General features: G+C 73.5%; 20 protein-coding genes. 7 read left to right on the top strand and 13 right to left on the bottom strand.

Going from position 1 to position 21710, the window contains the following annotated elements:
• Positions 1 to 1511 precede the first annotated feature (1511 nt).
• Positions 1512 to 2957, bottom strand: coding sequence for a DUF1996 domain-containing protein (locus tag ABD832_RS18890; RefSeq protein WP_344896839.1), 1446 nt, complete (start codon positions 2955 to 2957; stop codon positions 1512 to 1514).
• 405 nt (positions 2958 to 3362) lie between these two features.
• Here ABD832_RS18890 and ABD832_RS18895 point away from each other — a divergent pair, with 405 nt between their 5' ends.
• The 3 genes from ABD832_RS18895 (at position 3363) to ABD832_RS18905 (ending at position 6988) form a co-directional block, all read left to right on the top strand.
• Positions 3363 to 5285 carry a sigma-70 family RNA polymerase sigma factor gene (locus ABD832_RS18895; protein WP_344896841.1) on the top strand — a complete coding sequence of 641 codons (1923 nt, stop codon included), beginning with the start codon at positions 3363 to 3365 and terminating at the stop codon, positions 5283 to 5285.
• Positions 5286 to 5407: 122 nt separating this feature from the next.
• Positions 5408 to 6037: a YigZ family protein gene (locus ABD832_RS18900; protein WP_344896844.1), complete on the top strand. Its 630-nt coding sequence runs from the start codon at positions 5408 to 5410 to the stop codon at positions 6035 to 6037.
• A 315-nt stretch (positions 6038 to 6352) separates the two neighbouring features.
• Positions 6353 to 6988 carry a DedA family protein gene (locus ABD832_RS18905; RefSeq protein WP_344896847.1) on the top strand — a complete coding sequence of 212 codons (636 nt, stop codon included), beginning with the start codon at positions 6353 to 6355 and terminating at the stop codon, positions 6986 to 6988.
• A 98-nt stretch (positions 6989 to 7086) separates the two neighbouring features.
• Here the strand turns inward: ABD832_RS18905 and ABD832_RS18910 are convergent, their stop codons facing one another.
• The 3 genes from ABD832_RS18910 to ABD832_RS18920 all read right to left on the bottom strand — a co-directional run bounded on the left by ABD832_RS18910 (position 7087) and on the right by ABD832_RS18920 (position 9117).
• On the bottom strand, positions 7087 to 7572 hold the full coding sequence (locus ABD832_RS18910) for a DUF2867 domain-containing protein (protein ID WP_344896850.1): 486 nt from the start codon (positions 7570 to 7572) through the stop codon (positions 7087 to 7089).
• Positions 7573 to 7633: 61 nt separating this feature from the next.
• Positions 7634 to 8269: a TetR/AcrR family transcriptional regulator gene (locus ABD832_RS18915; protein ID WP_344896853.1), complete on the bottom strand. Its 636-nt coding sequence runs from the start codon at positions 8267 to 8269 to the stop codon at positions 7634 to 7636.
• 215 nt (positions 8270 to 8484) lie between these two features.
• Positions 8485 to 9117, bottom strand: coding sequence for a TetR/AcrR family transcriptional regulator (locus tag ABD832_RS18920; protein ID WP_344896856.1), 633 nt, complete (start codon positions 9115 to 9117; stop codon positions 8485 to 8487).
• Positions 9118 to 9288: 171 nt separating this feature from the next.
• Here ABD832_RS18920 and ABD832_RS18925 point away from each other — a divergent pair, with 171 nt between their 5' ends.
• A complete protein-coding gene (locus tag ABD832_RS18925) occupies positions 9289 to 9699 on the top strand; it encodes a DUF6463 family protein (RefSeq protein WP_344896859.1) in 411 nt (136 codons plus the stop codon).
• Positions 9700 to 9865: 166 nt separating this feature from the next.
• On the opposite strand, the gene ABD832_RS18930 is transcribed toward ABD832_RS18925, so the two are convergent.
• Positions 9866 to 10420, bottom strand: a complete 555-nt coding sequence (locus ABD832_RS18930; protein WP_344896862.1) for a GNAT family N-acetyltransferase — start codon at positions 10418 to 10420, stop codon at positions 9866 to 9868.
• A gap of 143 nt (positions 10421 to 10563) precedes the next feature.
• Positions 10564 to 11793: an isochorismate synthase gene (locus ABD832_RS18935; RefSeq protein ID WP_413224856.1), complete on the bottom strand. Its 1230-nt coding sequence runs from the start codon at positions 11791 to 11793 to the stop codon at positions 10564 to 10566.
• 456 nt (positions 11794 to 12249) lie between these two features.
• Here ABD832_RS18935 and ABD832_RS18940 point away from each other — a divergent pair, with 456 nt between their 5' ends.
• Entirely contained in the window at positions 12250 to 12885 is a 636-nt protein-coding gene (locus ABD832_RS18940) for a GDSL-type esterase/lipase family protein (protein ID WP_344896868.1), read from the top strand.
• A 47-nt stretch (positions 12886 to 12932) separates the two neighbouring features.
• Here the strand turns inward: ABD832_RS18940 and ABD832_RS18945 are convergent, their stop codons facing one another.
• The 5 genes from ABD832_RS18945 to ABD832_RS18965 all read right to left on the bottom strand — a co-directional run bounded on the left by ABD832_RS18945 (position 12933) and on the right by ABD832_RS18965 (position 17343).
• Positions 12933 to 13538 (bottom strand): response regulator transcription factor, encoded by a 606-nt coding sequence (locus tag ABD832_RS18945; RefSeq protein ID WP_344896871.1) that lies wholly within the window; start codon positions 13536 to 13538, stop codon positions 12933 to 12935.
• A 31-nt stretch (positions 13539 to 13569) separates the two neighbouring features.
• A complete protein-coding gene (locus ABD832_RS18950; protein WP_344896874.1) occupies positions 13570 to 14538 on the bottom strand; it encodes a sensor histidine kinase in 969 nt (322 codons plus the stop codon).
• Between the two features lie 269 nt (positions 14539 to 14807).
• The gene (locus tag ABD832_RS18955; protein ID WP_344896876.1) at positions 14808 to 15533 is read right to left on the bottom strand and encodes an ABC transporter permease; all 726 of its coding nucleotides are present in this window, start codon (positions 15531 to 15533) and stop codon (positions 14808 to 14810) included.
• Positions 15533 to 16474, bottom strand: coding sequence for an ABC transporter ATP-binding protein (locus tag ABD832_RS18960; protein WP_344896879.1), 942 nt, complete (start codon positions 16472 to 16474; stop codon positions 15533 to 15535). Before ABD832_RS18960 ends, ABD832_RS18955 begins: the two co-directional genes overlap by 1 nt.
• Before the next feature lie 122 nt (positions 16475 to 16596).
• Positions 16597 to 17343, bottom strand: a complete 747-nt coding sequence (locus ABD832_RS18965; protein WP_344896882.1) for an alpha/beta fold hydrolase — start codon at positions 17341 to 17343, stop codon at positions 16597 to 16599.
• Between the two features lie 73 nt (positions 17344 to 17416).
• Between ABD832_RS18965 and ABD832_RS18970 the strand changes: the two genes are divergently transcribed.
• The gene (locus ABD832_RS18970; RefSeq protein ID WP_344896885.1) at positions 17417 to 18409 is read left to right on the top strand and encodes a helix-turn-helix transcriptional regulator; all 993 of its coding nucleotides are present in this window, start codon (positions 17417 to 17419) and stop codon (positions 18407 to 18409) included.
• Between the two features lie 15 nt (positions 18410 to 18424).
• Here ABD832_RS18970 and ABD832_RS18975 read toward each other — a convergent pair whose 3' ends face one another.
• Together ABD832_RS18975 and ABD832_RS18980 are read right to left on the bottom strand one after the other, a co-directional pair.
• On the bottom strand, positions 18425 to 19861 hold the full coding sequence (locus ABD832_RS18975; RefSeq protein WP_344896888.1) for a serine hydrolase domain-containing protein: 1437 nt from the start codon (positions 19859 to 19861) through the stop codon (positions 18425 to 18427).
• A 264-nt stretch (positions 19862 to 20125) separates the two neighbouring features.
• Complete coding sequence (locus tag ABD832_RS18980; RefSeq protein ID WP_344896891.1) at positions 20126 to 21061, bottom strand: NADP-dependent oxidoreductase; 936 nt, start codon at positions 21059 to 21061, stop codon at positions 20126 to 20128.
• Between the two features lie 131 nt (positions 21062 to 21192).
• Between ABD832_RS18980 and ABD832_RS18985 the strand changes: the two genes are divergently transcribed.
• Entirely contained in the window at positions 21193 to 21651 is a 459-nt protein-coding gene (locus tag ABD832_RS18985) for a winged helix-turn-helix transcriptional regulator (protein WP_344896894.1), read from the top strand.
• Positions 21652 to 21710: the final 59 nt, after the last annotated feature.

The raw sequence follows: 21710 nt of genomic DNA on the forward strand, positions 1-21710 counted from the left end.
CCCGGCAGGACCACGGTCTGGCTGCCGGGGACGTCCACCGTCGCCGGAAGCTCCGCGGCGCCATCGTCGGCGGGGCAGGGACTCCGGCGGTTATCTCAGACCGCCGACGCATGCGTGGTCAACAGTCGCCATAGGCGGCCGCAGCGTCCAGACCTGGCTGTACCTCAGTCCGCCGTCACCGTACCAAGAACTCCGCCGGGAGTGCGTTGCTCAGCTCCACGCGCCTACTCCGACACCGCATGCAGGCGATGCTCGAGCGCCTCCACCGGGATGAAGGCCGGCGACCACCTGTTCATCCAGTGCGGCACTCAACGACAGCGCTCCGTCCCACCTGCGCCACGTCGTGCTCCGCCCGCTAACGCGAACTGCTCACGCACTCATGGTCCGCGCCGCCCAGCAGCGCGGCGCCTACCTCCACGCTGTGACACCCCGGTGTCCGCCCTCAGATGACAGCGGCGGCACGGCCGTAGCCAGTGCCCGCGGGATCATGTACCGAGACCTTCGACGATCGGCGGGCACCGCGCCCGCCGGTCATCGACCTGCACTGTCGCTGAGCATCACCCTCTACAACGGCACTGCGCTTCTGCCCACGTCAACGGCGACTTCCTCACTCGCAGAGCCCACCGTCGCGCGGTTCTTCGCCGACGACCACACTCCACTTCGAGCGGGAGCGCACGCCAGATCGCCGGGCCTGGTCACCAGGGCGGCTTTCGCGACAACAGCGACTCGCCCTCTCGCGTACCTGAGTGACGCCCGCCGACCGAACAGCACGGTATCTCGGTCACGAGGCGGGTGGACACCCGCGACCCTTCACAACACACCGGACGGTTCAATGACACTACGCTGTCTCCATGATCGGACCAGCGCACGCGTCCGCGCCGGCGCCGTTCCACCGTCGTTGCGTCCTCGTCGTCGCACTGATCGCGAGCGGCCTCGCCGCGGTGGTCACGGGGATCACCGCGCGAGCGCGCGGCCGTGGGACATCGACCCGGCGGCGTAGCCAGGCAGGTCTGGCCCATCGCTGTGGCGTTGACGCGACCGGGCCGGGGTGGCGGCCTCGGTGTGAGGGCGTGCCGGAGGGCGCCGTGGAGGGGAGGGGGAGCTCACGGCCGACGCCGTCCGGCCCGCGTGCGTGACCCGCGGCCGATGGGACTCAGGGCCCGGCCGCTCATGCAGCGCGAGACCAGCAGTCGATCGGTGAGCGGACCACAGCGAGTGACCGGACACGACGACGGACGCTCCGATCATGTCGCTCCCTTCACCCGGGCCGTGCCGGAGGGGGGACCCGGGTGTGGGGCGGGGCCCGGGACCGGGCCCCGCCCGCCGTTCGGATGAGGGTGGGGGGTGAGACAGACGTACGGTGCCGCATGCCCCGCCGTCAACCGGTCATGTCAAACGATCGCCACCGGACGGCCGGCGGTGACCGGCCGCCATGGGCCGGTCACCGTGGGGCGATAACCGTGGGGCGGTGGCCGTGCTCCGGTCACCGCCTTCCGGGCGTCGTCTCGGTGTCAGGGGGTGCCGTCGGCGCCGCACTTGACGATCGGGCGGATGCAGTCGCGCACCCGGCGCTCCATCTCGGCCTCGGGCCAGGCGTTGAAGAAGTCGCCGTGCATGGTGAAGCCCGGACCGGACGCGAGCCGGAACTTCGCCGGGTCGCCGCTGACCGGGTAGCGCAGCACCTGGCGCAGCTTGGGCACGATCACCGGGTGCGAGGCCGGGCAGGCGCCGTTCACCGGGTAGGACATGTGGCTCTTGTGGTCGGCCGAGTCCAGGTCCTTGCCGTTCCAGCAGTGCGGGAAGTCCAGGTAGGACTCCAGCATCGTGCCCGAGGGGCACTCGACGAAGTCCTTCGAGGAGCCCACGTGCCCGGCGTGCAGGCACGACCAGCGCGCGTTGCTGGAGGCGTCGGGCTTGGTGGCCTTGGCGTTGCCGGCCACGATCCGCAGTCCCAGCGGCAGCGGCCGGGTCTTGGCCATCAGCTCGTCCCGCACGCCCTCGCCCAGGTAGTAGAACGTGGTGCCGGTCGGCTCGACCGGCTTGTCGCCGCTGTAGAGGGTCGGCACCCAGTACGACGACAGGTCGGTCTTCGGGCTGCAGGTGGTGCCGCCCTTGAGCAGGCTCGTGACGTCGGAGTCGGCGTCGGTCGTGGTGTTGCCGAAGAAGCTGTGCATGTGCGACCCGCCGGGCAGGCCCGGCACCACGATCGGGTCGTCGGGCAGCCGGTGGGTGTACGGGCACTCGGCCACGAACTCCGCCACCCGCACCGCGCCCGGCGGCACCGGGCCCTTGGGCAGGTCGCCCCCGGGCCCGGAGGGCGTCTGCGAGGGGACGGGCCTGGTCGGGGAGGCGCTCGGGGTGGTGCGGGTGGGGGTGGCACTCGGGGAGGCGCTCGGGGACGTGCGGGTGGGGGAGGCGCTGGGCCGGGGGGTCGCGGTGCTCCCGCCGGTGCCGTGGACCTCGAACTCCCACAGCGACACCCCGTACTCCGAGGAGCGCGCGGTGGCGTTCAGCCGCACGTAGCGGCCGGTGGCCGAGACGTTCAGCGTCTGCGTCCCGCCCTTGCCCGCGGTCGTGGCGTGGATCGTCTTCCACTGGCCGCCGCCGGAGGAGGTCTGGATCGTGAAGGCGGTGGCGTGGGCGCGTTCCCAGTTCAGCACGATCTTCGTGATCGACGCGGAGGCGCCCAGGTCGACCTGGAACCACTGGGGGTCGTCGAAGGCGCTCGACCAGCGGGTGTCGTCCCTGCCGTCGATCGCGGCCGAGGGGGACAGGTCGCCCCTCTCGGACGAGGAGGCGGTGGCCTTGCCCGACCGTGACAGCGGCGCCTCGGCCGCCTCGGCCGGCAGGACGCCGTTCACCAGGCAGGCGCCCAGAAGGGTCGCGAGGGCACCGGTGAGCGCGAGGCGGCGCGTTCGCCGGCGAGGTGCCGTGGTGCGCGGAGCGGTCTCACTCATGTGGATGAAGGTCCTTAGGGGGATCGGGTGGTGATGGGGGTGGCGTCCCGTGCCGGGCCGTTCGCCGTTCCGAGGCCCGGCACGGGACGCCCCGTGCGGGAGCGGCCGGTCGCGCCGGGTGGGGGGTGTCATCGCCGCGAGCCTTCCTGTCGTGGCGTCCGGCGATGAGGCCGGGCGCGTTCCGCTCCTGTACCGGAGACCACGGGCCCGGCCGGCGATAACGGAAAAACGACGACGTACCAAAAAAAGACGGCCCGGATTTTCGTTGTCGGCCCGGCCGCCCTCCGGTCTCCATGAAGGGGGCTCGTGGTCTCCCGTTATGAGAGTTATGGAGAGAATCGTCCGTGTCCGTTGTGCGCCACGGCGCGCGGCGGACACGGACGCGGACGGAAGCGAGGGGTGTGGATGCCGGAGACCGGCAGGGACGGACCCGACACGGCGATGGTGGCCGCGGCGCGCGCCGGGGACCAGCGGGCCCTGGACGCCCTGGTCGCCGGCTCGCTCCCGCTCGTCTACAACATCGTCGGGCGGGCGCTGAACGGTCACGGCGACGTCGACGACGTGGTCCAGGAGACGCTGCTGCGGGTGGTGCGCTCCCTGCCCGGCCTGCGGGACGCGGGGGCGTACCGGTCCTGGCTGGTGGCCATCGCGGTCCGCCAGGTACGCGACCACGAGCAGGACCGCAGGTCCGCGCAGCACCGCAGGGCCGACCTGGAGTCCGCCGAGGAGCTGCCCGACCCGGCCTCGGACTTCGCCGCCGTGACCATCCTGCGGCTCGGCCTGACCGACCAGCGCCGCGAGGTGGCCGAGGCCACCCGCTGGCTGGACGGCGACGACCAGACGCTGCTCGCGCTGTGGTGGCTGGAGGAGACCGGCGAGCTCGGCCGCGCCGAGCTGGCCGGGGCCCTCGGCCTGTCCGGGCGGCACGCGGCCGTGCGCGTCCAGCGGATGAAGGAGCAGGTGCAGGCCGCCCGGACCATCGTGCGGGCCCTCGGGGCGGCGCGCGCCGAGTCCGGCTGCACCGGGCTGCGTGACCTGGCGGCGAACTGGAACGGCACGCCCAGCCCGCTGTGGCGCAAGCGCTTCGCCCGGCACATCCGCGACTGCGACCTGTGCCAGGGGAGGACCGCGGGCCTGCTGCCCATCGACCGCCTGCTCGCCGGGCTGCCGCTGCTGCCGCTGCCGGTCGGCTTCGCCCTGCACCACCTGCAGGCCGTCCCGCCCGCGGCCGAGGCCGCGGCGCACTCCACCTTCTGGGACGCCTCGCACGGCTCCCACGCCGCGGAGTCCGGCGGGCGCGGCCTGGCGTCGCAGCTGTCCTCGGGCCCGGTGGCCGTCCTCGGCGGGGTGGCGGCCGTCGTCGTCGGGGCGCTGCTGGTGGTCGGCCGCCTGGTCGCCCCCGACCCCGCGCCCCCGCGCCCCGGACCGCCGCAGGCGGAACCGGCCCGTACCGCCATCTCGACCGCGGCGGCCGCGTCGGCGTCCCCGGCACCGCCGGCCCGGACGCCGTCGGCGCGCGCCACGCCCCGGCCGACCCCGTCCCCCGGGCGGAGCAGGACCCCCCGGCCGTCCGCGCCGCCCGCCGTGGTGACCTCCGCCAGGAAGGGCGTCGGCGTGTGGAAGATGCCCGGCCTCGGCACGGCGCTCGCCGCCTCCGGCGCCGGCTGGTACTACAACTGGTCCACCCGGCCCGAGGGCGTCACCGGCTCGGGAAGGAGCGGGTTCGTCCCGATGATCTGGGGGGCCGGCAGCGTCACCCCCGCCGAGCTGGCCCGCGCCAGGAAGGCGGGCCCGTACCTGCTGGCCTTCAACGAGCCCGACCTGCCCGCGCAGGCGAACATGACCGTGGAGCAGGCGCTGTCGCTCTGGCCCGAACTGATGTCCGCGGGGCGGGTGCTCGGCAGCCCGTCGGTCGCGTTCGGCGCCGACACCCCCGGCGGGTGGCTGGACCGCTTCATGTCCGGCGCCGAGGAGCGGGGCTACCGCGTCGACTTCATCGCGCTGCACTGGTACGGCGCCGACTTCCGCACCGAGGCCGCGGTCGCGCAGCTCAGGTCGTACGTCCAGGCCGTGCACGAGCGCTACCGCAAGCCGATCTGGCTCACCGAGTACGCCCTGATCGACTTCTCGAACGGGACCCGCTACGCCACCGACGCCCAGCAGGCCGCGTTCCTCACCGCCTCCACCAGGATGCTGGCCACTCTTCCGTACGTGCGGCGCTACGCCTGGTTCGGGCTGCCCTCCTCGGAGACCGAGCCGGGCAGCGGGCTGTTCCGCGCCGACGGGACCGTGACCCGGGCGGGCCGCGCCTTCCAGGCGGCCCGCTGACCCGCCGCACCCTGTCCGGAATCCGTGTCCGGCATCCGGCGTCCGGAAACTGGCACCCGCGGGCCGCGAACCGCGAGCCGCGTCCGCCCGGGGGGATCCGGGCCCGCCGGTAGCCTTGCCGGGTGCCCGAACCGTACCTGACGCCCCGGGAGACCGTGGAACACGAGATCGAGATCAAGCGGTCCCGTTTCCTGTGCGCGGTCGGCCCGGCCCCGTCCGAGGAGGCGGCCAGGGAGTTCGTCGCCGGTCGCAGGCGGCTGTACGGCGACGCCACCCACAACTGCTCGGCGTACGTGATCGGTGGTGACCGGGGCGTCCAGCGGGCCGACGACGACGGCGAGCCCGGCGGCACCGCGGGGACCCCGATGCTGGAGACCCTGCTGCGCCGGGGCGTGGCCGACGCGGTGGCGGTGGTGACCCGCTACTTCGGCGGGGTGAAGCTCGGCGCGGGCGGCCTGGTCCGCGCCTACGGCTCCTCGGTCGGCAAGACCCTGGACGTGACACCGCTGGTCGAGATGGTGCCCGCCCAGGTGATGACCGTGACCGTGGACCACGTCCGGGCCGGACGGCTGGAGAACGACCTGCGCGCCTCCCCGTACGAGATCAGGGAGGTCGCCTACGGGGCCGAGGTGGGTTTCCGCGTCGCGGTGCGCGAGCGGGACCTCGCGGCCTTTCCCGGCTGGGTCGCCACCCTGACGGCCGGCCGGGCCGGGGTCGAGCCGGGCGAGGCGGTTCACCTCGCCTCTCTCTGAGCGGGGCCGGAAAGGGACGACCGGGACGGCGTCAATGTGGGATAGGTCACAGTTGGCCGGGGACGGTGGTGCGGACCGGGGGGTGGATCGGCCCGTTCCCGGCGGCCGGAAGGGGCGGCCCGGCCCGGCACGACCCCTTGAGCGGCCCCTCGAAAATCGCTTTGACGTGCGGAAACCCCGGGAGGCGGCCGGTCGGGGCGGGCCCGGCCGCGGGGGGTGCGATTTTCCTCAGCCGACGTCCTGTGGTGCGCGCCAGGCAGGATCGGGAGCGCTCCTCATCCACGCCGTACTCCGGCTCTCCGTAGCCTTGTCCCCATGAGTTCACCGAATCCCGACGGGATCGCCGGCTGGGCGATCAGCCTTATGGAAACCCTGGGCGCACCGGGGGCAGGTCTGGCCATCGCGCTCGAGAACCTGTTCCCGCCCCTGCCGAGCGAGGTGATCCTGCCGCTGGCCGGATTCACCGCGAGCCAGGGGGACATGAGGCTGTTCGACGTCGTGGTCTGGACGACCCTGGGGTCGGTGATCGGCGCGCTGGCGCTGTACGCGGTCGGGGCGCTGCTGGGACGCAACCGCGTGGTGGCCATCGCCTCCAAGCTGCCGCTGATCAACGTCGCGGACATCGAGAGGACCGAGGCGTGGTTCGCCCGGCACGGCAAGAAGACCGTCTTCTTCGGGCGGATGATCCCCATCTTCCGCAGCCTCATCTCGATCCCGGCGGGGGTCGAGCGGATGCCGATCTCGATCTTCACGCTGCTGACCACGGCGGGCAGCCTCATCTGGAACACGGCCTTCGTGATGGCCGGCTACCTGCTCGGCGAGCAGTGGGAGCTGGTCGAGCGCTACATGGGCATCGTCTCGAAGGCGGTGCTGGGCATCGTGATCCTGGCCGTCGTGATCTTCGTGGTGGTCAGGGTCTCCGACCGCCGCAAGGGCAGGCACCACGCCTGACCGCTGAAGGGACGACCGGGGCTCAGGGGCCGGCGGGAACGGCCGGCCCCTGAGCCCCGGCCGGGTCCGGCGGGCGGGACGAGGCGCTCGTGCCGGCCTCAGGAGCCCGGTGACGGATCCAGATGTCCGGCCGCGCGCCGGAGCAGCCCTCGGACCAGCGGCGGGTGCACGAGACGCACGGGACCGAGGTAGAGCCGCCCGAGCGTGTTGTGGACCTGGACGAACGTGATCACGTCCACCGCGCCGTCGTCGCACCGGACGGCCGCCCGGAAGTCGAGGTGCCGGTCGTCGACACCCACCAGCACCTCCTTCTCGTCGCGGGCCAGGACGGGGAAGCTCTCCTGCGAGGTCGTCCGGAGCCCGAGAAGCCTGACCGCGCGATCGCGTACCGACAGCGCGGCGGTGACCCACGCCGGTGGATCGTGGAAGAGCCTGCGCGCCCATTCGGCGGGATCCGTGCACGCGTGCGCGGACACCGGCTGGCGTTGGCGGTCGGTCCAGTCGCCACGGATCCCGGAGGCCGTGAGCAACGTCGTCGGTGACGCCACGGCGGGATGGGCGCGGGCTCGTTTCGTGATCGGCATCTCGGTTCTCCCGTTCGGATCGATCGGTCAGGGTGCCGGCGTGGTCACGTGGTCCCCGCCGTCAGTGGTGCGTGGCCGGTGACGGGGACACGACGGGGGCGACACCGAGGATCCCGCGCACCGCTCGTTCCATGAGCTCGACGTCGTGGGGGGCCTGACCGGCCACCTGGATCGCGATCGCCTCGATCATCCCGACGAAGGCGGCCGCCGTCAGGCGCGCCGGCGGCCCCGGGGGGATCGAGCCGTTGCGGCGGCCCGCGGCGACGAGCCCGGCACACTCGGTCTCCAGCCGGCCGATGGTCTCGCCGACCGCACGCCCGACCGGGTGATCCTGCCCGGCGAACTCGACCCTGAGGGTGAGCATCACCCTGGCCACGTCGCGACGGCAGTAGAGAGTGTGACCCCTGGCCATGGTCAGGAGCGAGGCCAGGGGATCGGCCTCGGAGAGGGCGGGCCGGCGCACCTCGGCGTCCCACGTCTCGCCCACCCACTCCACCACCGCGAGGGCGAGCTCCTCCTTGCCGGCGAACAGGTGGTAGAGCGCCCCCCGGGTGTACCCCGCTTCCCTCGCCACCTGCTCCAGGACCAGGTTGGCGTACCCGTACGTGGACAGTCCTCGCGCGGCGCTCGCCAGGATGGCCCCCCGCGTCCTGGCGCGCCGGTCGGCCTGTGTACGACGCGCGACCGTCCCGCTCATGCCGCTTCCCCCGCTCTCGTCGCCGGTTCCATCGTCAATATACATACATACGTGCATGTATGAAAGTGCGGCCGGACGGTTCCCGCGGACTGTCCGGGAGGTGCGGGCACGGGCACCGTCCAGGGGCGGCCGGGAACGGGTGGCGTGGCGCGGCCTCGACCTGGGCGTCGTCGCCCTGCGCGGGGGCTACGAGCCCCGGCGCTGAATCGCCGACGTCACGCTCGATCCGGTGACGGCGGGCCCGGCCGGGCGGCACCGTGGGGGTCACCGTGGGGTTCGCCACCGGGTTCGCCGTGGTGCCGGCCGGCCAGGGCGGTGATGCCGGTCGCGGTCGCGGTGACGAGGTCGGTGATCATCGCGTCGTCGACGGGCAGGTTGATGATGTACAGGCCGGCCGCGAGGGAGCCGAGCAGCAGCAGGTGAACGATCGTGGGGTCGACGGGTCCGGCCAGTTCGCCGCGGGCCACGGCCCGTTCGACGATCTCGGCGAGACCGGCGTGTTCGGCGGCCAGGAAGGTGTCCTGGAACCGGCTGTCCAGTTCGGGATTGGCGGCGAGTTCGCTCATCAGGGCCGGTGCCACGTGCCTGGCCGCCGGGGCCGCCATCCGGGCGTGAAACGTGCGGGTCAGCTCCAGCAGGTCCCCGTGCAGGGAGCCGGTGTCGGCCGGTGGTGGCAGCCGTTGCCCGTGCACGAGGGCGGCGAACGCCATCTCGGCCTTGGAGGCGTAGCGGCGGTAGATCGCCGCCTTGCCCACCCCGGCGCGGGCCGCGACCCGGTCGACCGTCAGGGCCGGGTAGCCCGCCTCGTCGATCAGCTCCCGGGTGGTCTGCAGGATCTTGTGATCCACGCGACCGTCCCGGGGGCGTCCGCCCTGTTGCCTTCTCACCGCCATGCCTGCATGATACGGAACATCGGTACCGAAACCACGGTTCCGTAACTTGTCCGGGCCTGGACGGCGGCCGTTCCATCGCCGATGGAGCCGCACCGCACGGCATCGCGACACGAACGGAGAACTCAGATGATCAAATGGGCCGGTTGGACCCTCGTGCTCTGCGGAGCGGCGCACACGCTCGGCGCCCTGACGGTGGAGAAGGCCGCGCGCCACGCCGGGACGTGGTTCAGCGGGGGACTGTGGCACGAGGACCTGGCGCAGATGAGCCCGGCGGGCAGCGCGTACTGGCTGAGCATGGACAGCTTCGGCCCGCCGCTCGCCGTGATCGGCCTGATCGTGGTGTGGCTGGACCGCCGCGGCATCACGCCACCGGCGTTCATCGCGTGGACGCTGGGGATCTGGACCGTGGTCGACGCCGTGGTCCAGCCGTTCACGCCCTGGCCGCTCGGCGTGCTCGCGATCGTCCTGCTGCTGGCCGGGACCCGCCGCGCCGCCCGCCATGACGCCCCCGCTCCCCGGGCCGGGCTTCCACGGTGACGTCAGGACTCGCGGGAGCCTTCCGGTGGCGGATCCCGGCGTCCGGCCACGCTCACCGGGCGGGCCGACCGCGATGCCCGGCCCCCTGATCCGGGGACCGGGCATCGCGGACGCCGGTGGGGCCTCTTCGTCGGGCTTCCTCACGCGACCCCCGTGAGGAGACCGGTCAGAGCCGGAGGGCCTCCTCCTGGGCGGCGGTGAGATCGCTGGGCCACAGGCGGTACACGTTCAGGCGCGTCTCGTAGTACTTGTCGGTCTCCCCGGCCCACTGCATGCCGATGCGCCTGGCCACCCCGGCGCCGCGCTGGTTGTTCACCCGGACGACCGCGACGAGTTCGTGGGCGCCGATGGAGAACGCCCAGCCCGCCAGGGCGCGGCCCGCCTCGGTGGCGTACCCGTTCCCCCAGGCGTCGGGGGCGAGCTGCCAGCCGATCTCGATGTCCTCCTCGTCCGGCGGCAGGTATCTGAGGGACAGGCCGCCGACGATGCGCTGGTCGGAGTTGCGGACGACCGCCCAGCGACCCAGCGGGGGCGTCAGGGCCGGTCTGCTGCTCTCCCACGACTCCAGCGTGGCCCGCATCGCCTCCTCTCCCTCCAGCCGGCTCATCGCCGGAGAGAGCCAGCGGGTCACCTCGGGCTCCCCGTAGATGGCCAGGGCCTCGCCGGCGTCGGCGGGACTCCAGTCACGCACCGTGAGGCGGTCGGTGGTCAATAACGTCATGATCTTCCTCTCCCTGACGAGCAGGCCGGGCCGTACGGCATGAGAGAACATGGAGCAGAAGAAGGATCATTCCTTGCCTGAAATGTCCGATGTGTTGCCCTTGTGAGGGTACGCCCATCGAACCGCTGTCGACCAGGGCGGGGTCAGCCCTCCAGGGCGTACTGCATCACCCTCAGCTTCGCCTGGGCCTCGGCGAGTTCGGAGGCCGGGTCGGAGTCGCCCATGATCCCGCAACCGGCGAACAACCGGGCACGGGGACCCCGGATCTGCGCGCAGCGCAGCGCGATCCCCCACTCACCGTCACCCCGGGCGTCGATCCAGCCGACCGGACCGGCGTACCCGGCGCGGTCCATGCCCTCCAGGTCGCGGATGACGTCCAGCGCCCGCCCGGTCGGGGTGCCGCCCACGGCGGCGGTCGGGTGCATGGCCTCCACCACGTCCAGCACCGAGGTCCCGGCCGGCAGCCGCCCGGTCACCGGGCTGGCCAGGTGCTGGACGTTCGCGAGCACCAGCAGCTCGGGCTCCTCGGGGATCTTCAGCTCGGCGCAGAGCGGGTCCAGCGCCTGGCGTACCGAGGCCACCGCGCAGGCGTGCTCGTGGCGGTTCTTCTCCGAGGCGAACAGGGCCGCGCCGCGCGCCATGTCGTCGGCCTGGCCGCTGCCCCGGGCGATCGTGCCGGCCAGCACCAGCGACTCCAGCGTCTCCCCGGTACGCCGGACCAGCAGCTCGGGGGTGGCGCCGACCAGCCCGGCGCAGGAGAAGGTGTAGCACTCGGGGTAGCGGGCGGCCAGCCGGGCGAGCAGCAGGCGGACGTCGATCGCCCGCTCGGCGACCGCGTTCAGGTCGCGGGCCAGCACGGTCTTCTCCAGCAGGCCCGACCGGATCCGCCGGATCGCGCGGGCCACGGCGTGCTGCCACTCCGGCGCGGTCAGGCTGCCGTCACCGTACCGGATCCTGCCCGGGTCGCGGAGCGGCGTGACGGCGTCGAGCCGGCGCTCGCCGACGGTGGTCAGCCAGGCGCGGCCGTCACGGCGGGCCAGGATCGTCTCGGGGACGACCAGGAGCGAGCCGTGGGCGTCCGGGTCGAAGGTGAACGAGCCGAAGGCGACCGGGCCCGAGCCGGGGGCCGTCACGTCGTCGTCGACGTGCGCCTCGCCGAAGATCTCCGCGAGGCGGTCGCGGGCCCAGTCGAAACGCCCGGGGCCGGGGGGCACGTCCAGGCGCACCGCCTCGCCCCACGCGACGAGTCCCTCTCCGCGCCTGACCCAGGCGTAGGGGGCGGCGTCGGGGAGCCGGGAGAAAAGGTCGCCGGGGTCCTCGACGGGGGTGGTTCTCACCACGAGAGGACGAATCGATCCGAGCGCTACACTCACCTCCGCCACTCTATGCGTAAAACTGAACGTGTTCGACTGTCGTTCACGCCCCAGCACACCCGCCACGCCGTGTCAAGAAAACCAAGGCACTCGGTCAACGGAGCCTGCCGCTCCGACCTGCGGTGATACATCCGAAGCAGACGAGATCTCGCAGCGGGGGTGTCATGCTTCGCAGGACTGTGACGGCATTCACAGGGCTGGCCGCCCTCACGATCGCCCAGGCCGCCCCGGCCTGGGCCGTCCCGACGGCCCCGACGGCCCAGGGGCCCGGGGTGGCGCGGACGGCCGGGGTGTCCGGGGTGGCCCGGGCGGCCGAGCCCTGGCGGCCGAGGGTCATGGCCGCGCTCGGCGACTCCATCAGCGCCGGGTTCAACGCCTGCGGCTGGTACGTCCCCCTGCGCCTCGCGCTCCTGGTCGACCGGGGACCACCCGAGCGTCCGGAGCCACCGCCTGAGGATGGGCGATCTCGGCCTCGCCCCGCGCACCGTGAACCTCGCCGTCCCCGGCTCCACCAGCGCGGGTCTCGCCGCCCAGGTGGCGCGGGCGGTCGACCGCCGGGCCGACTACGTCACGATCCTGGTCGGCGCCCAGGACGCCTGCGTGTCCTCCGAGCGGCTGATGACCCCGGTGGACCTCTACGAGAGCCGCGTCGCCCAGGCCCTGGCGACGTTCCGGGCCGGCCGGCCCGGCGGCCGGGTGTTCCTGGCGAGCGTCCCCGACGTCGGCCGGCTCTGGCGGATCGGCAAGGACAGCCCGGTGGCGCGCGGCTTCTGGGCGGTGGGCCGGATCTGCCCCACCATGCTGGCGCGGCCCACCTCGGCGTCGGAGGCCGACCGGGCGCGCCGCGAGCGCGTACGCGCCCGCATCGCCGGGTACAACGCCGCGCTCGCCCGGGTCTGCGCGGCCTACGGCCCCGGCTGCCGCCACGACGGCGGCCAGGTGTTCGCGCAGCCGTTCACGCTCGGCCACGTCAGCAAGTGGGACTTCTTCCACCCCAACGCGGCCGGCCAGCGGCTGATCGCGGAGAGGACCTTCCAGATGATGCGCGACTGGCTCGCCGAACCGGTGGTGGAACCCCTGTCCGCTCCCTGACCCTCACTCCCTCGGGCCCCCGGGGGCAGGGGAGCCGTCGCCGCCGTTCAGAGCCAGCCGTTGTGCCGGGCGGTACGGGCGGCCTCGATGCGGTTGCGGGTGCCGGTCTTGCCGATGGCGGCGGACAGGTAGTTGCGCACCGTGCTCTCCGACAGGTGCAGCCGGTCCGCGATGTCGGCGACCGTCGAGCCGTCGGCCGCCGCGGACAGCACGTCCCGCTCGCGTTCGGTCAGCGGGCTGGTGCCGGTGCTCAGCGCCGCGGCGGCCAGCGCGGGATCGATCACCTTCTCGCCCGCCAGGACCCGCCGGATCGCCGCGGCCAGCTCCTCCACCGGACCGTCCTTGACCAGGAACCCCGAGGCGCCCGCCTCCATCGCCCGGCGCAGGTACCCGGGCCTGCCGAAGGTCGTCAGGATCAGCACCCGGCACTCCGGCAGCCGGTCCCGCAGCTCGCCGGCGGCGTCCAGGCCGCTGATCCCGGGCATCTCGATGTCCAGCAGCGCCACGTCCGGCCGCGCGCCGAGCGCGGCGGCGACGACCTCGTCGCCCCTGCCGACGGTGGCGACCACCTCGATGTCGTCCTCCAGGTCCAGCAGCGTGGCCAGCGCGCCGCGCATCATGCCCTGGTCCTCGGCCAGCAACACTCTGATCATCGGAACGTCCTTCGGTGCGGGAGCCGGCCGGTCATGGCAGCGTCACCTTCAGCAGGAAACCGCCTCCCGGTGCCGGGCCGGCCTCCAGCGTCCCGCCGAGCGCCGCGGCCCGCTCGGACAGGCCGCGCAGGCCGTTGCCGAAGACCCCTTCCCCGGCCCCCCGGCCGTCGTCGCGGATCTCCAGCACGGTGCCCCGCAGGGAGATCGAGCAGGTACGGGCGGAGGCGTGGCGGACGACGTTGGTCACGCCCTCGCGCACGGCCCAGCCCAGCAGCGCGTCGGCCTCCGGCGTGGGCACGTCCCCGGTGACGGTCACCGTGGCGGTGACGCCCGCGTCGGCCAGGACCGTGCGCGCGCCGTCCAGCTCGGCGGCCAGGCCGCGTCCCCGGTAGCCGGTGATCGCGGCCCGCACCTCGTGCAGCGCCTCCCGTCCGAGGGCCTCGATGTCGGCCGCCTGCGAGGCCGCCGCCTCGGCGTCACGGGAGGCCAGCCTCCGTACGACCTCCGCCTTGACCACCATCACCGAGAGCGTGTGCCCGAGCAGGTCGTGCAGGTCACGGGAGAAGCGCAGCCGCTCCTCGGCCACTGCGACGCGGGCCAGTTCCTCGCGGGTGTCGTGCAGTTCGCCGATCACCGAGAACAGCCTCAGCACGATGCTGACCACCAGGCCGCCGGTGGTCGTCCCCCAGCTGACCAGCGAGATCTCCTCCGTGCTCGCCCCCGACCGCCACATCACCGCGACCAGCGAGAGGGTCAGCACGACCAGCAGGACGTAGACCAGCCTGCCGCGCAGCACGACCCCGCAGGCGATCGTCATCAGCGGGGCGAGGAAGAACCAGTGGTGGGCGAGCCCGGCCAGCAGCAGGAAGGTCACCCCCAGCAGCCCGGCCAGCACCACGGCCGCCGCGCGCCGCCGGTCGGTGAAGGACAACCGGACGCACAGCGCGTACAGGACGACGAAGGCCGCCAGGCCCAGTGCCGCGGGGAGCACCGGCCGCACGTCCCCCTCCACCACGTCGACGAGCGGGGGATAGGCGATCAGCAGCCAGGGGTAGAAGGCCAGCTGCCCCGGCCCCCCCGCGTCCCGTTGGCCCTCCCGCGTCCCGGTGGCCGTCCGGCTCCGCCGCGCGCGAGCGCCCCCGACCGGCCCGACCGGCCCGGCGGGCCCACGGCCCCTCGCGCTTCCCCACCGCAGGCCCTCCGCTCACCTGGAGACTCCTATCATGCGGTCCGCACGAGGCGCCCGGCCCGGTGACGGGTGTGCACCGCTCACGTGAGGCGCCCGGCCCGGCGGTAGGCGTACACGGCCAGGGCGCCGAAGACGACCAGCCAGCCGGCCAGGATCAGCGCCGTGCCCGCGTCGGGCGCCTGGCCGAACGCCACCCGGCGCGGCAGGTCGGCGTAGCCGAAGCTCGGCGTCCACCCCGACAGGGTCCTCATCCAGCCGGGGAAGCCCTCGACGGGCATCCAGAGACCCCCGACGACCGCCAGCCCCAGGTTGGCGGCGATGTTGAGCACGGTGGCGGTCTGCCCGCTGAACAGGTAGCCGAAGGCCAGGGCGAGCAGGATGAAGGGCAGCGAGCCGACCCAGAGCAGCGGCACGATCGAGGCCCACTGCCAGGCCCGCAGGTGCACCCCGTTCAGCAGCGCTCCGGCCAGGGACACCCCGCAGATCGCGGGCAGCACCACGAGCATGCCGGTGATCGCCTTGCCCGCGACCACCCGCGCCGGGGTCAGCGGGGTGGTGCGCAGCAACCGCAGCCAGCCCGCCGTACGGTCCTCGGCGACGCCGGTGCCGTTGTTGAAGGCCGAGCCGATCGCCCCGAAGGCGGCCATGCTGACCATCACGTACACGGCGGCCGAGACGCGGTCGGCGCCCGTGACGCCGAGGTTGGTGAACAGGAGGTACATCGCCACCGGCATCACGAAGCCCATGATCACGTACGCCGGGTCGCGGAGGACCCTGACGACCTCCAGGCGTATGTAGGAGAACATCAGGCGTCCACCTCCGTCAGCGCGATGAAGGCGTCCTCGAGCGCGGCGGGCGCCACCTCGATGTCCCGTACGGCTCCCGTCCCGGCCAGTGCCATCACCGTGGCGTCGGCGTCGCGGGTCCGCAGGTGCACGCGGCCGTCGCGGGCCCGCGCCGAGGTGACCCCGGGCAGGCGTTCCATGGCTGCGGCCCGCCGGGCGTCGGCGGTGACGCTGACCGTGGTCAGCGAGACCAGGCGCTTGATCTCCCGGCTGGTGCCGTCGGCCGCGACCCGGCCCTTGTCGATCACGACCACCCGGTCGGCGTACTCGTCGGCCTCCTCCAGGTAGTGGGTGGAGAACAGCACGGTCCTGCCGCGCGCGGCGAAGGCGCGCATGCTCTCCCAGAACTCCCGCCGGGCGCGTACGTCCAGCGCCGCGGTCGGCTCGTCCAGCAGGATCAGCTCGGGGTCCCCGGCCAGCGCCAGCGCGAAGCGCAGCCGCTGGGCCTGGCCACCGGACAGCCGCTCCACCCGCCGGCCGGCCAGCTCCTCCAGCCCGGCGGCGGCCAGCACCTCCGGCACCGGGATCGGCGTCCGGTAGGTCCTGGAGACGAAGCCGACCAGCTCGGCCACGGTGGTCCGGGGGACCAGGCCGCCCTCCTGGGGCATCGCCGCCAGCCGCCCGGCGCGGATCGCGGCCTCGGGCGTCCCCCCGAAGATCCGGACGCCGCCCGAGGTCGGGGCCAGCAAGCCGAGCATCAGCCCGATGGCCGTCGACTTCCCCGCGCCGTTGCGCCCGAGCAGGGCCACGGTCTGCCCGACGGGGATGTCCAGGCTGAGGCCGTCCACGGCCCGTACCGTCCCGAAGTGCTTGGTCAGATCACCGAGCGACACCGCGTCGCCCGTCGTGCTCGTCGTGCTCGTCGTGCTCGTCGTGCTCGCTGTCACTGTCGTGCTCGTCATGGGGGAAACGCTACGGAGACCCCGAAGACGCAGGTAGATCCATCGATCCGGACCCGGCCGGGACAAATGTCACCGTCCGCGGACGCGGCGCCCCCGGACACCGTCCGCGAAGGAGTCCCGGATCAGGCCGACAGCGCGGCGAGCGCGGCCGCGGTCTTCTCCGGCTCGGAGAACATCGGCCAGTGGCCGGTGGGCACCGCCGCGAAGCTCCACTCGGGCCCGGAGAGCGCCGCGAAGTACGGGTGACCGGAGGCGATCATGGCGTGCACCTGCTCCAGCGGGAACGAGCACGTCACCAGCGTCTTGGGCAGCGCGTCCGCGCCTCCGCCGAGCCTCAGGGGCCGGGTCAGCGTCCCGTACGGCTGCGGGACCGCGCGGGAGGCGAACCACGCGCGCTCCGCCTCGCCCAGCCCCTCCAGGCTGACCCCGGCCCGCTCGTGCTCCTCCCAGGACGGGGGCGGGTAGCCCACGCCGCCGCCGTCCTCGGCGACCCGCCTCTCGACGAGCTCCCGCTCCTCGGGCTCCCTGATGTCCAGCTGGGACATGCCGTCGGCCATCGGCCCGCTGTCGAGGTAGACGATCCGGGCGACGCGCTCGGGGATCCGGTCGGCCGCCCCGGTGACCGGGGACCCGGCCCCGCTGTGGGCGACGAGGATCACCCCGGTCAGGTCCGCGAAGACGATCGTGTTGACGATGTCCTGGACGTGGGTCTCCAGGTCGACGCCGGGACCCGCCAGGTGGGCCCGGTCGCCGACCCCGGTGAGCGTGACCGGGTGGACGTCGTGCCCGGCCTCGCGCAACGGCCGGGCGACCTTCTCCCAGGCCCATCCACCGATCCAGAAACCAGGGACCAGGACGTACGTGCTCATGTCTTTCTCCTTCGTTCGCCTGGTCTCACCGTAGGATCGAATCCGGACAGTACCGGTCCGGATATGCAGGGAGATGTGGAGAAGTCTTGTCGTGACGGCCGCCCGGGTTCTCGCGCTGCTGGAGCTGTTGCAGGCCGCACCCGGCCTGACCGGCCCCGAACTCGCCGCCAGGCTGGAGGTGGACGAGCGCACGGTACGCCGCTACGCGGTACGGCTGTCTGACCTCGGGGTCCCGGTCCAGGCCGAGCGGGGCCGCTACGGCGGCTACCGGCTGCTGCCCGGCTACAAGCTGCCGCCGCTGATGCTCACCGACGACGAGGCCACCGCCGTGGTGCTGGGCCTGCTGGCCGGGCGGCGCACCGGCCTGGCGGTGGGGGAGGCGGCGACCGAGAGCGCACTGGCCAAGATCCAGCGCGTGCTCCCCGGCCCGCTGCGCGAGCGCGTCGACGCGGTGTCCCAGACGCTCGACCACACCGGACGCGCGGCGCCGAGGACACCCGCCCCGAGGGCCGCCCCGCTGCTCGCCCTCGCCGGTGCCGCCCGGCACCTGGCCACCGTACGGCTGGCCTACCGCTCCTGGCGCGGCGACGCCTCGATGCGCGAGCTCGACCCGTACGGCATCGTCTTCCACTCCGGCCGCTGGTACGTCGCGGGGTTCGACCACGCCAGCGGGGAGGTCAGGACGTTCCGGGTCGACCGGGTGGTGGACGTCGCGCGCACCGAGCGCGCGTTCGCCGCCCCCGAGGGCTTCGACCCGGTCGCGCACGTGGTCGGGTCGCTGGCGGCGGTGCCGTACCGGCACGAGGTCAGGGTGGTGCTGGAGACCACCCTGGAGGAGGCCGCCGCGCGGATCCCCGCCACCGCGGCGACCCTGAGCGAGACCCCCGGCGGGGTGCTGCTCGCCGCCCGCGCCGAGCGGCTGGACGGGATGGCGCAGATGCTCGCCGGTCTCGGCCTGCCGTTCACCGTCCTCACCCCGGACGACCTGCGCGACGAGGTCAGGTCCCTGGCCGCCCGCCTGCTGGCCTTCGCCGGCCGGGCGGACGGGCCGGCCGGGGAACGATGACCGCGCCGGTGTGACCTACGCGACGTCGGGACGTGTCATCAGCGGTGACCGCAGATGCAACGTCAGGTCGGGACCGGTCAGGGGCACGGTGTTCCACGTCGCCACCGCCGTGCCCGCGTCGGCGTCGAGCTCCAGCCGGACCCGGTGCGGGGTGGTGATGACGTACAGCTCGGCGACGAACGTGCCGCCCTGCCAGGCGCCGGTCGCCACGACCGGGCGCCCGAGCGGTGCGCTCTCGCGCCACTCGCCGTGGCCGACCTCGACCTCGACCTCGGACGGCGACCCGAAGCGCACCAGCCATCCCCCCTGCACCGGATCGACGATCACCGTGGTCCCGCCGGGCAGGGCCGAGTCCTCGGTGGAGGCGCCGAGGACGGCCTCGGCCGGACGCTCCGGGCCGGCCGATCCCGGCACCGGAGCGAACGACGACCGCCGCAGCCGATCGGCGAGCATCTCGTCGTCCCGGCCGTCCGCCGCCTGACCCAGGCCGGGCAGCAGGCACTCCCACAGGGGGCCGAGGATCGACTCACCCTGCGTCAGGGCGGCGGTCACGGCCACCACGAGTTCGTGCTCCGGGACGACCACGCACAGCTGGCCGAAGGCGCCGTCGCCGCGGTAGCCGTGGCGCGACATCCAGAACTGGTAGCCGTACCCGCAGAGCGTGTCGGGGTTCTCCGACCAGCCCTCGACCTGCCGGGTGTCGACGTGCCGTCCGGTCGCGAGCCGCACCCACTCGCGCGGGACGAGCCGTCGCCCGCCCCACATGCCTTCGCGCAGCAGCAGCTCCCCGAAGGCGGCCACGGCCTCGGTCGTCAGGTGCAGCCCGTGGAAGCCGAAGGCGGCACCGCTAGCCACCCGGTCCCACTCGGCGTGCTCGATGCCCATCGGCCCGAACAGGCGCTCCTGCAGCAGTTCGGGCAGGCCGCGTCCGGTGACGCGCTCCACCATCCGGGCCAGCACGAAGGTGGTCGCGTTGTCATAGGCGTGCCGCGTCCCCTCGGGGTCGGGGAACGGCACGCGCAGGAAACCCTTCACCAGGTCGCCCGGCTCCAGCCGCCAGGCCTCGTCCAGGCTGTCGCCGCGATGCCCGGTCGTCATCGACAGCAGGTGGTGGACGTTCAGCCGCCGCGCCTGTGGCGAGATGCCGGCCGGGACGTGCTCGGGCAGCACGTCCACCACCCGATCCTCCAGCGACAGCACCCCGTCGGCGATCGCGAGCCCGGTGGCGATCGCGGTGAAGGACTTGGTCAGCGAGTACAACAGGTGCGGGCGTCCGGCCGAGTACGGCGCCCACCAGCCCTCGGCGACGACGTGACCGCGGTGCACGATCATGATGGAGTGACACTCGGCCGGCTGCGCCTCGATCCGGTCCAGCAGCGCGGAGATCGAACGGGACGACACCCCCGAGGCGGCCGGTGTCGAGCGCGGCAGCAGGGCGGGCTGGGAAGACATTCGAACACCCTAACGAAGCCACCGCATCCGTTCGATCGATTTACGAGGCGTCCCCTGAGGGAGGAGGCGCGAGACCACGGGACGCGGGCAGGGGACCCGCTCGCCGGGAGGAGCCGGATGACGAACGGGCTTCCGGAGGATCTCGCGGATGCCGCCCCGGTACGAGACGCACCTGCCGCCGGCCTTCGGCCTCACCGGCCCGGCCCGGTTCCCGCGGGCCCGGGAGCCTGGACGCGCCTTCGGGCCCGCGGGGCAGGGCGATGCTCAGAGGGTGAGGACGAGGCGGCCGCGGAGGCCGCCGCCGGCGAACCGGTGGTGGGCCGCGGAGACCTGGTCGAGGGGCATGGTCCCGGCGACGCGCAGGGTGAGCGTGCCCGCCTCCACCAGGGCGACGAGGTCCGCCAGGCGCGCCCCGTCGGCGCGGATCCAGTGGTTGAAGACCCGGATGCCCCGCAACGGCGCCGGTGCCCCTCCCGCGACCAGCGCGGCGAACGTCCCGCCGGAGCGGACCGCGTCCAGGGCGGCCGCCCCGACCACGGCGGCGTCCAGTGCCGCGTCCACGCCGCCCGGGACGAGAGCGCGCACCGCCTCGCCCAGCCGTGCCGTGCGCGGCACGAACACGTCGGCCCCGAGCTCGCGCACCAGCGGCTCGTCGCCGGCCCCGGCGACCGCGACCACCCGGATCCCGCGTGCCGCGGCCAGCTGGACCGCGAAGCCGCCGACGCCACCAGCCGCACCGGTCACCAGCAGCGTCCCCCCGCGCTCCAGGCCCAGGCCGTCGAGCGCCTGGACGGCGGTGAGCCCGTTCAGGGGCAGCGTCGCGGCCTGTACGGGGGACACGCCCGCCGGGGCGGCCGTGACCGCGTCCGCGTCCAGCACGACCTGTTCGGCCTGGGCGCCCAGCGGCACGTCCAGCCGGTCGGACAGGCCGATCACCCGTGCCCCGCGCTCGAACCCGGTGACCCCCGGGCCCGTCTCCTCGACGACGCCTGCCACGTCCCAGCCGATGCCGATCACGTCCCGTACCGGAAGCAGGCCCGCCTCGGTGAGCGCGCCGGAGCGGGTGGCCAGGTCGACGGGGTTGACCGCGGACGCCTCGACCCGGACCCGTACCTGTCCCTCTCCGGTGACCGGCACCGGCACCTCCGCGATCTGCAGGACCTCGGGCCCGCCGAAGGCGCGGACGACGACTGCACGCATGATTCTCCCCCTTGTTCCGAAAGACCATCTGTTCCGAAAGGCCTTCATGGATGTGGGGACAACCGTATGGAGAGTTACTCTCTATCAGGAAGTACGCACTCGGAGGTGCGTACCGTACCCCCAGGAGCGTCATGACCACCCGTACCGCCGCGCGGCAGCGTGAGGAGGCGCGTGTCGCCTACGACGCCTACCTCGCGGCCTGCCCGGCCCGCCGGCTGCTCGACCGCATCAGCGACAAGTGGGTGAGCCTGCTCCTCAACGCGCTCGCCGACGGCCCGCGGCGCTACAGCGACCTGTCCCGCACCGTCGCCGGTGTCAGCCAGAAGATGCTCACCCAGACCCTGCGCACCCTGGAACGCGACGGGCTGGTGTCCCGCTCGGTCACCCCGTCGGTCCCGGTACGGGTCGACTACGCCCTCACCCCGCTGGGCGTCAGCCTGCTCCCGGTGATGCGGGCCATCAAGGACTGGGCCGAGACGCACATCGAGCAGGTCGCCGCCGCCCGCGACGCCTACGACGGGCGCACGTCACCGCAGGAGCCTCCCCGGGACCTCCCCGGCCCCGGCGGCGCCCTGACCATGGCGCCCTGAAGACGGCGTCCGGCCGGTGAACGCCCGCCCCGCCGGGCCCCGCGCGCACGACGGCGCGC

This window comes from Streptosporangium longisporum (assembly GCF_039534895.1).
Taxonomy (GTDB): Bacteria; Actinomycetota; Actinomycetes; order Streptosporangiales; family Streptosporangiaceae; genus Streptosporangium; species Streptosporangium longisporum.

Excerpts from the sequence above, each read along its gene's own strand:
- ABD832_RS18890 (WP_344896839.1), bottom strand. The coding sequence starts at position 2,957 with ATGAGTGAGACCGCTCCGCGCACCACGGCACCTCGCCGGCGAACGCGC.
- ABD832_RS18895 (WP_344896841.1), top strand. The coding sequence starts at position 3,363 with ATGCCGGAGACCGGCAGGGACGGACCCGACACGGCGATGGTGGCCGCG.
- ABD832_RS18905 (WP_344896847.1), top strand. The coding sequence starts at position 6,353 with ATGAGTTCACCGAATCCCGACGGGATCGCCGGCTGGGCGATCAGCCTT.
- ABD832_RS18910 (WP_344896850.1), bottom strand. The coding sequence starts at position 7,572 with ATGCCGATCACGAAACGAGCCCGCGCCCATCCCGCCGTGGCGTCACCG.
- ABD832_RS18915 (WP_344896853.1), bottom strand. The coding sequence starts at position 8,269 with ATGAGCGGGACGGTCGCGCGTCGTACACAGGCCGACCGGCGCGCCAGG.
- ABD832_RS18925 (WP_344896859.1), top strand. The coding sequence starts at position 9,289 with ATGATCAAATGGGCCGGTTGGACCCTCGTGCTCTGCGGAGCGGCGCAC.
- ABD832_RS18930 (WP_344896862.1), bottom strand. The coding sequence starts at position 10,420 with ATGACGTTATTGACCACCGACCGCCTCACGGTGCGTGACTGGAGTCCC.
- ABD832_RS18940 (WP_344896868.1), top strand. The coding sequence starts at position 12,250 with ATGGGCGATCTCGGCCTCGCCCCGCGCACCGTGAACCTCGCCGTCCCC.
- ABD832_RS18945 (WP_344896871.1), bottom strand. The coding sequence starts at position 13,538 with ATGATCAGAGTGTTGCTGGCCGAGGACCAGGGCATGATGCGCGGCGCG.
- ABD832_RS18955 (WP_344896876.1), bottom strand. The coding sequence starts at position 15,533 with ATGTTCTCCTACATACGCCTGGAGGTCGTCAGGGTCCTCCGCGACCCG.
- ABD832_RS18960 (WP_344896879.1), bottom strand. The coding sequence starts at position 16,474 with ATGACGAGCACGACAGTGACAGCGAGCACGACGAGCACGACGAGCACG.
- ABD832_RS18965 (WP_344896882.1), bottom strand. The coding sequence starts at position 17,343 with ATGAGCACGTACGTCCTGGTCCCTGGTTTCTGGATCGGTGGATGGGCC.
- ABD832_RS18970 (WP_344896885.1), top strand. The coding sequence starts at position 17,417 with ATGTGGAGAAGTCTTGTCGTGACGGCCGCCCGGGTTCTCGCGCTGCTG.
- ABD832_RS18975 (WP_344896888.1), bottom strand. The coding sequence starts at position 19,861 with ATGTCTTCCCAGCCCGCCCTGCTGCCGCGCTCGACACCGGCCGCCTCG.
- ABD832_RS18980 (WP_344896891.1), bottom strand. The coding sequence starts at position 21,061 with ATGCGTGCAGTCGTCGTCCGCGCCTTCGGCGGGCCCGAGGTCCTGCAG.
- ABD832_RS18985 (WP_344896894.1), top strand. The coding sequence starts at position 21,193 with ATGACCACCCGTACCGCCGCGCGGCAGCGTGAGGAGGCGCGTGTCGCC.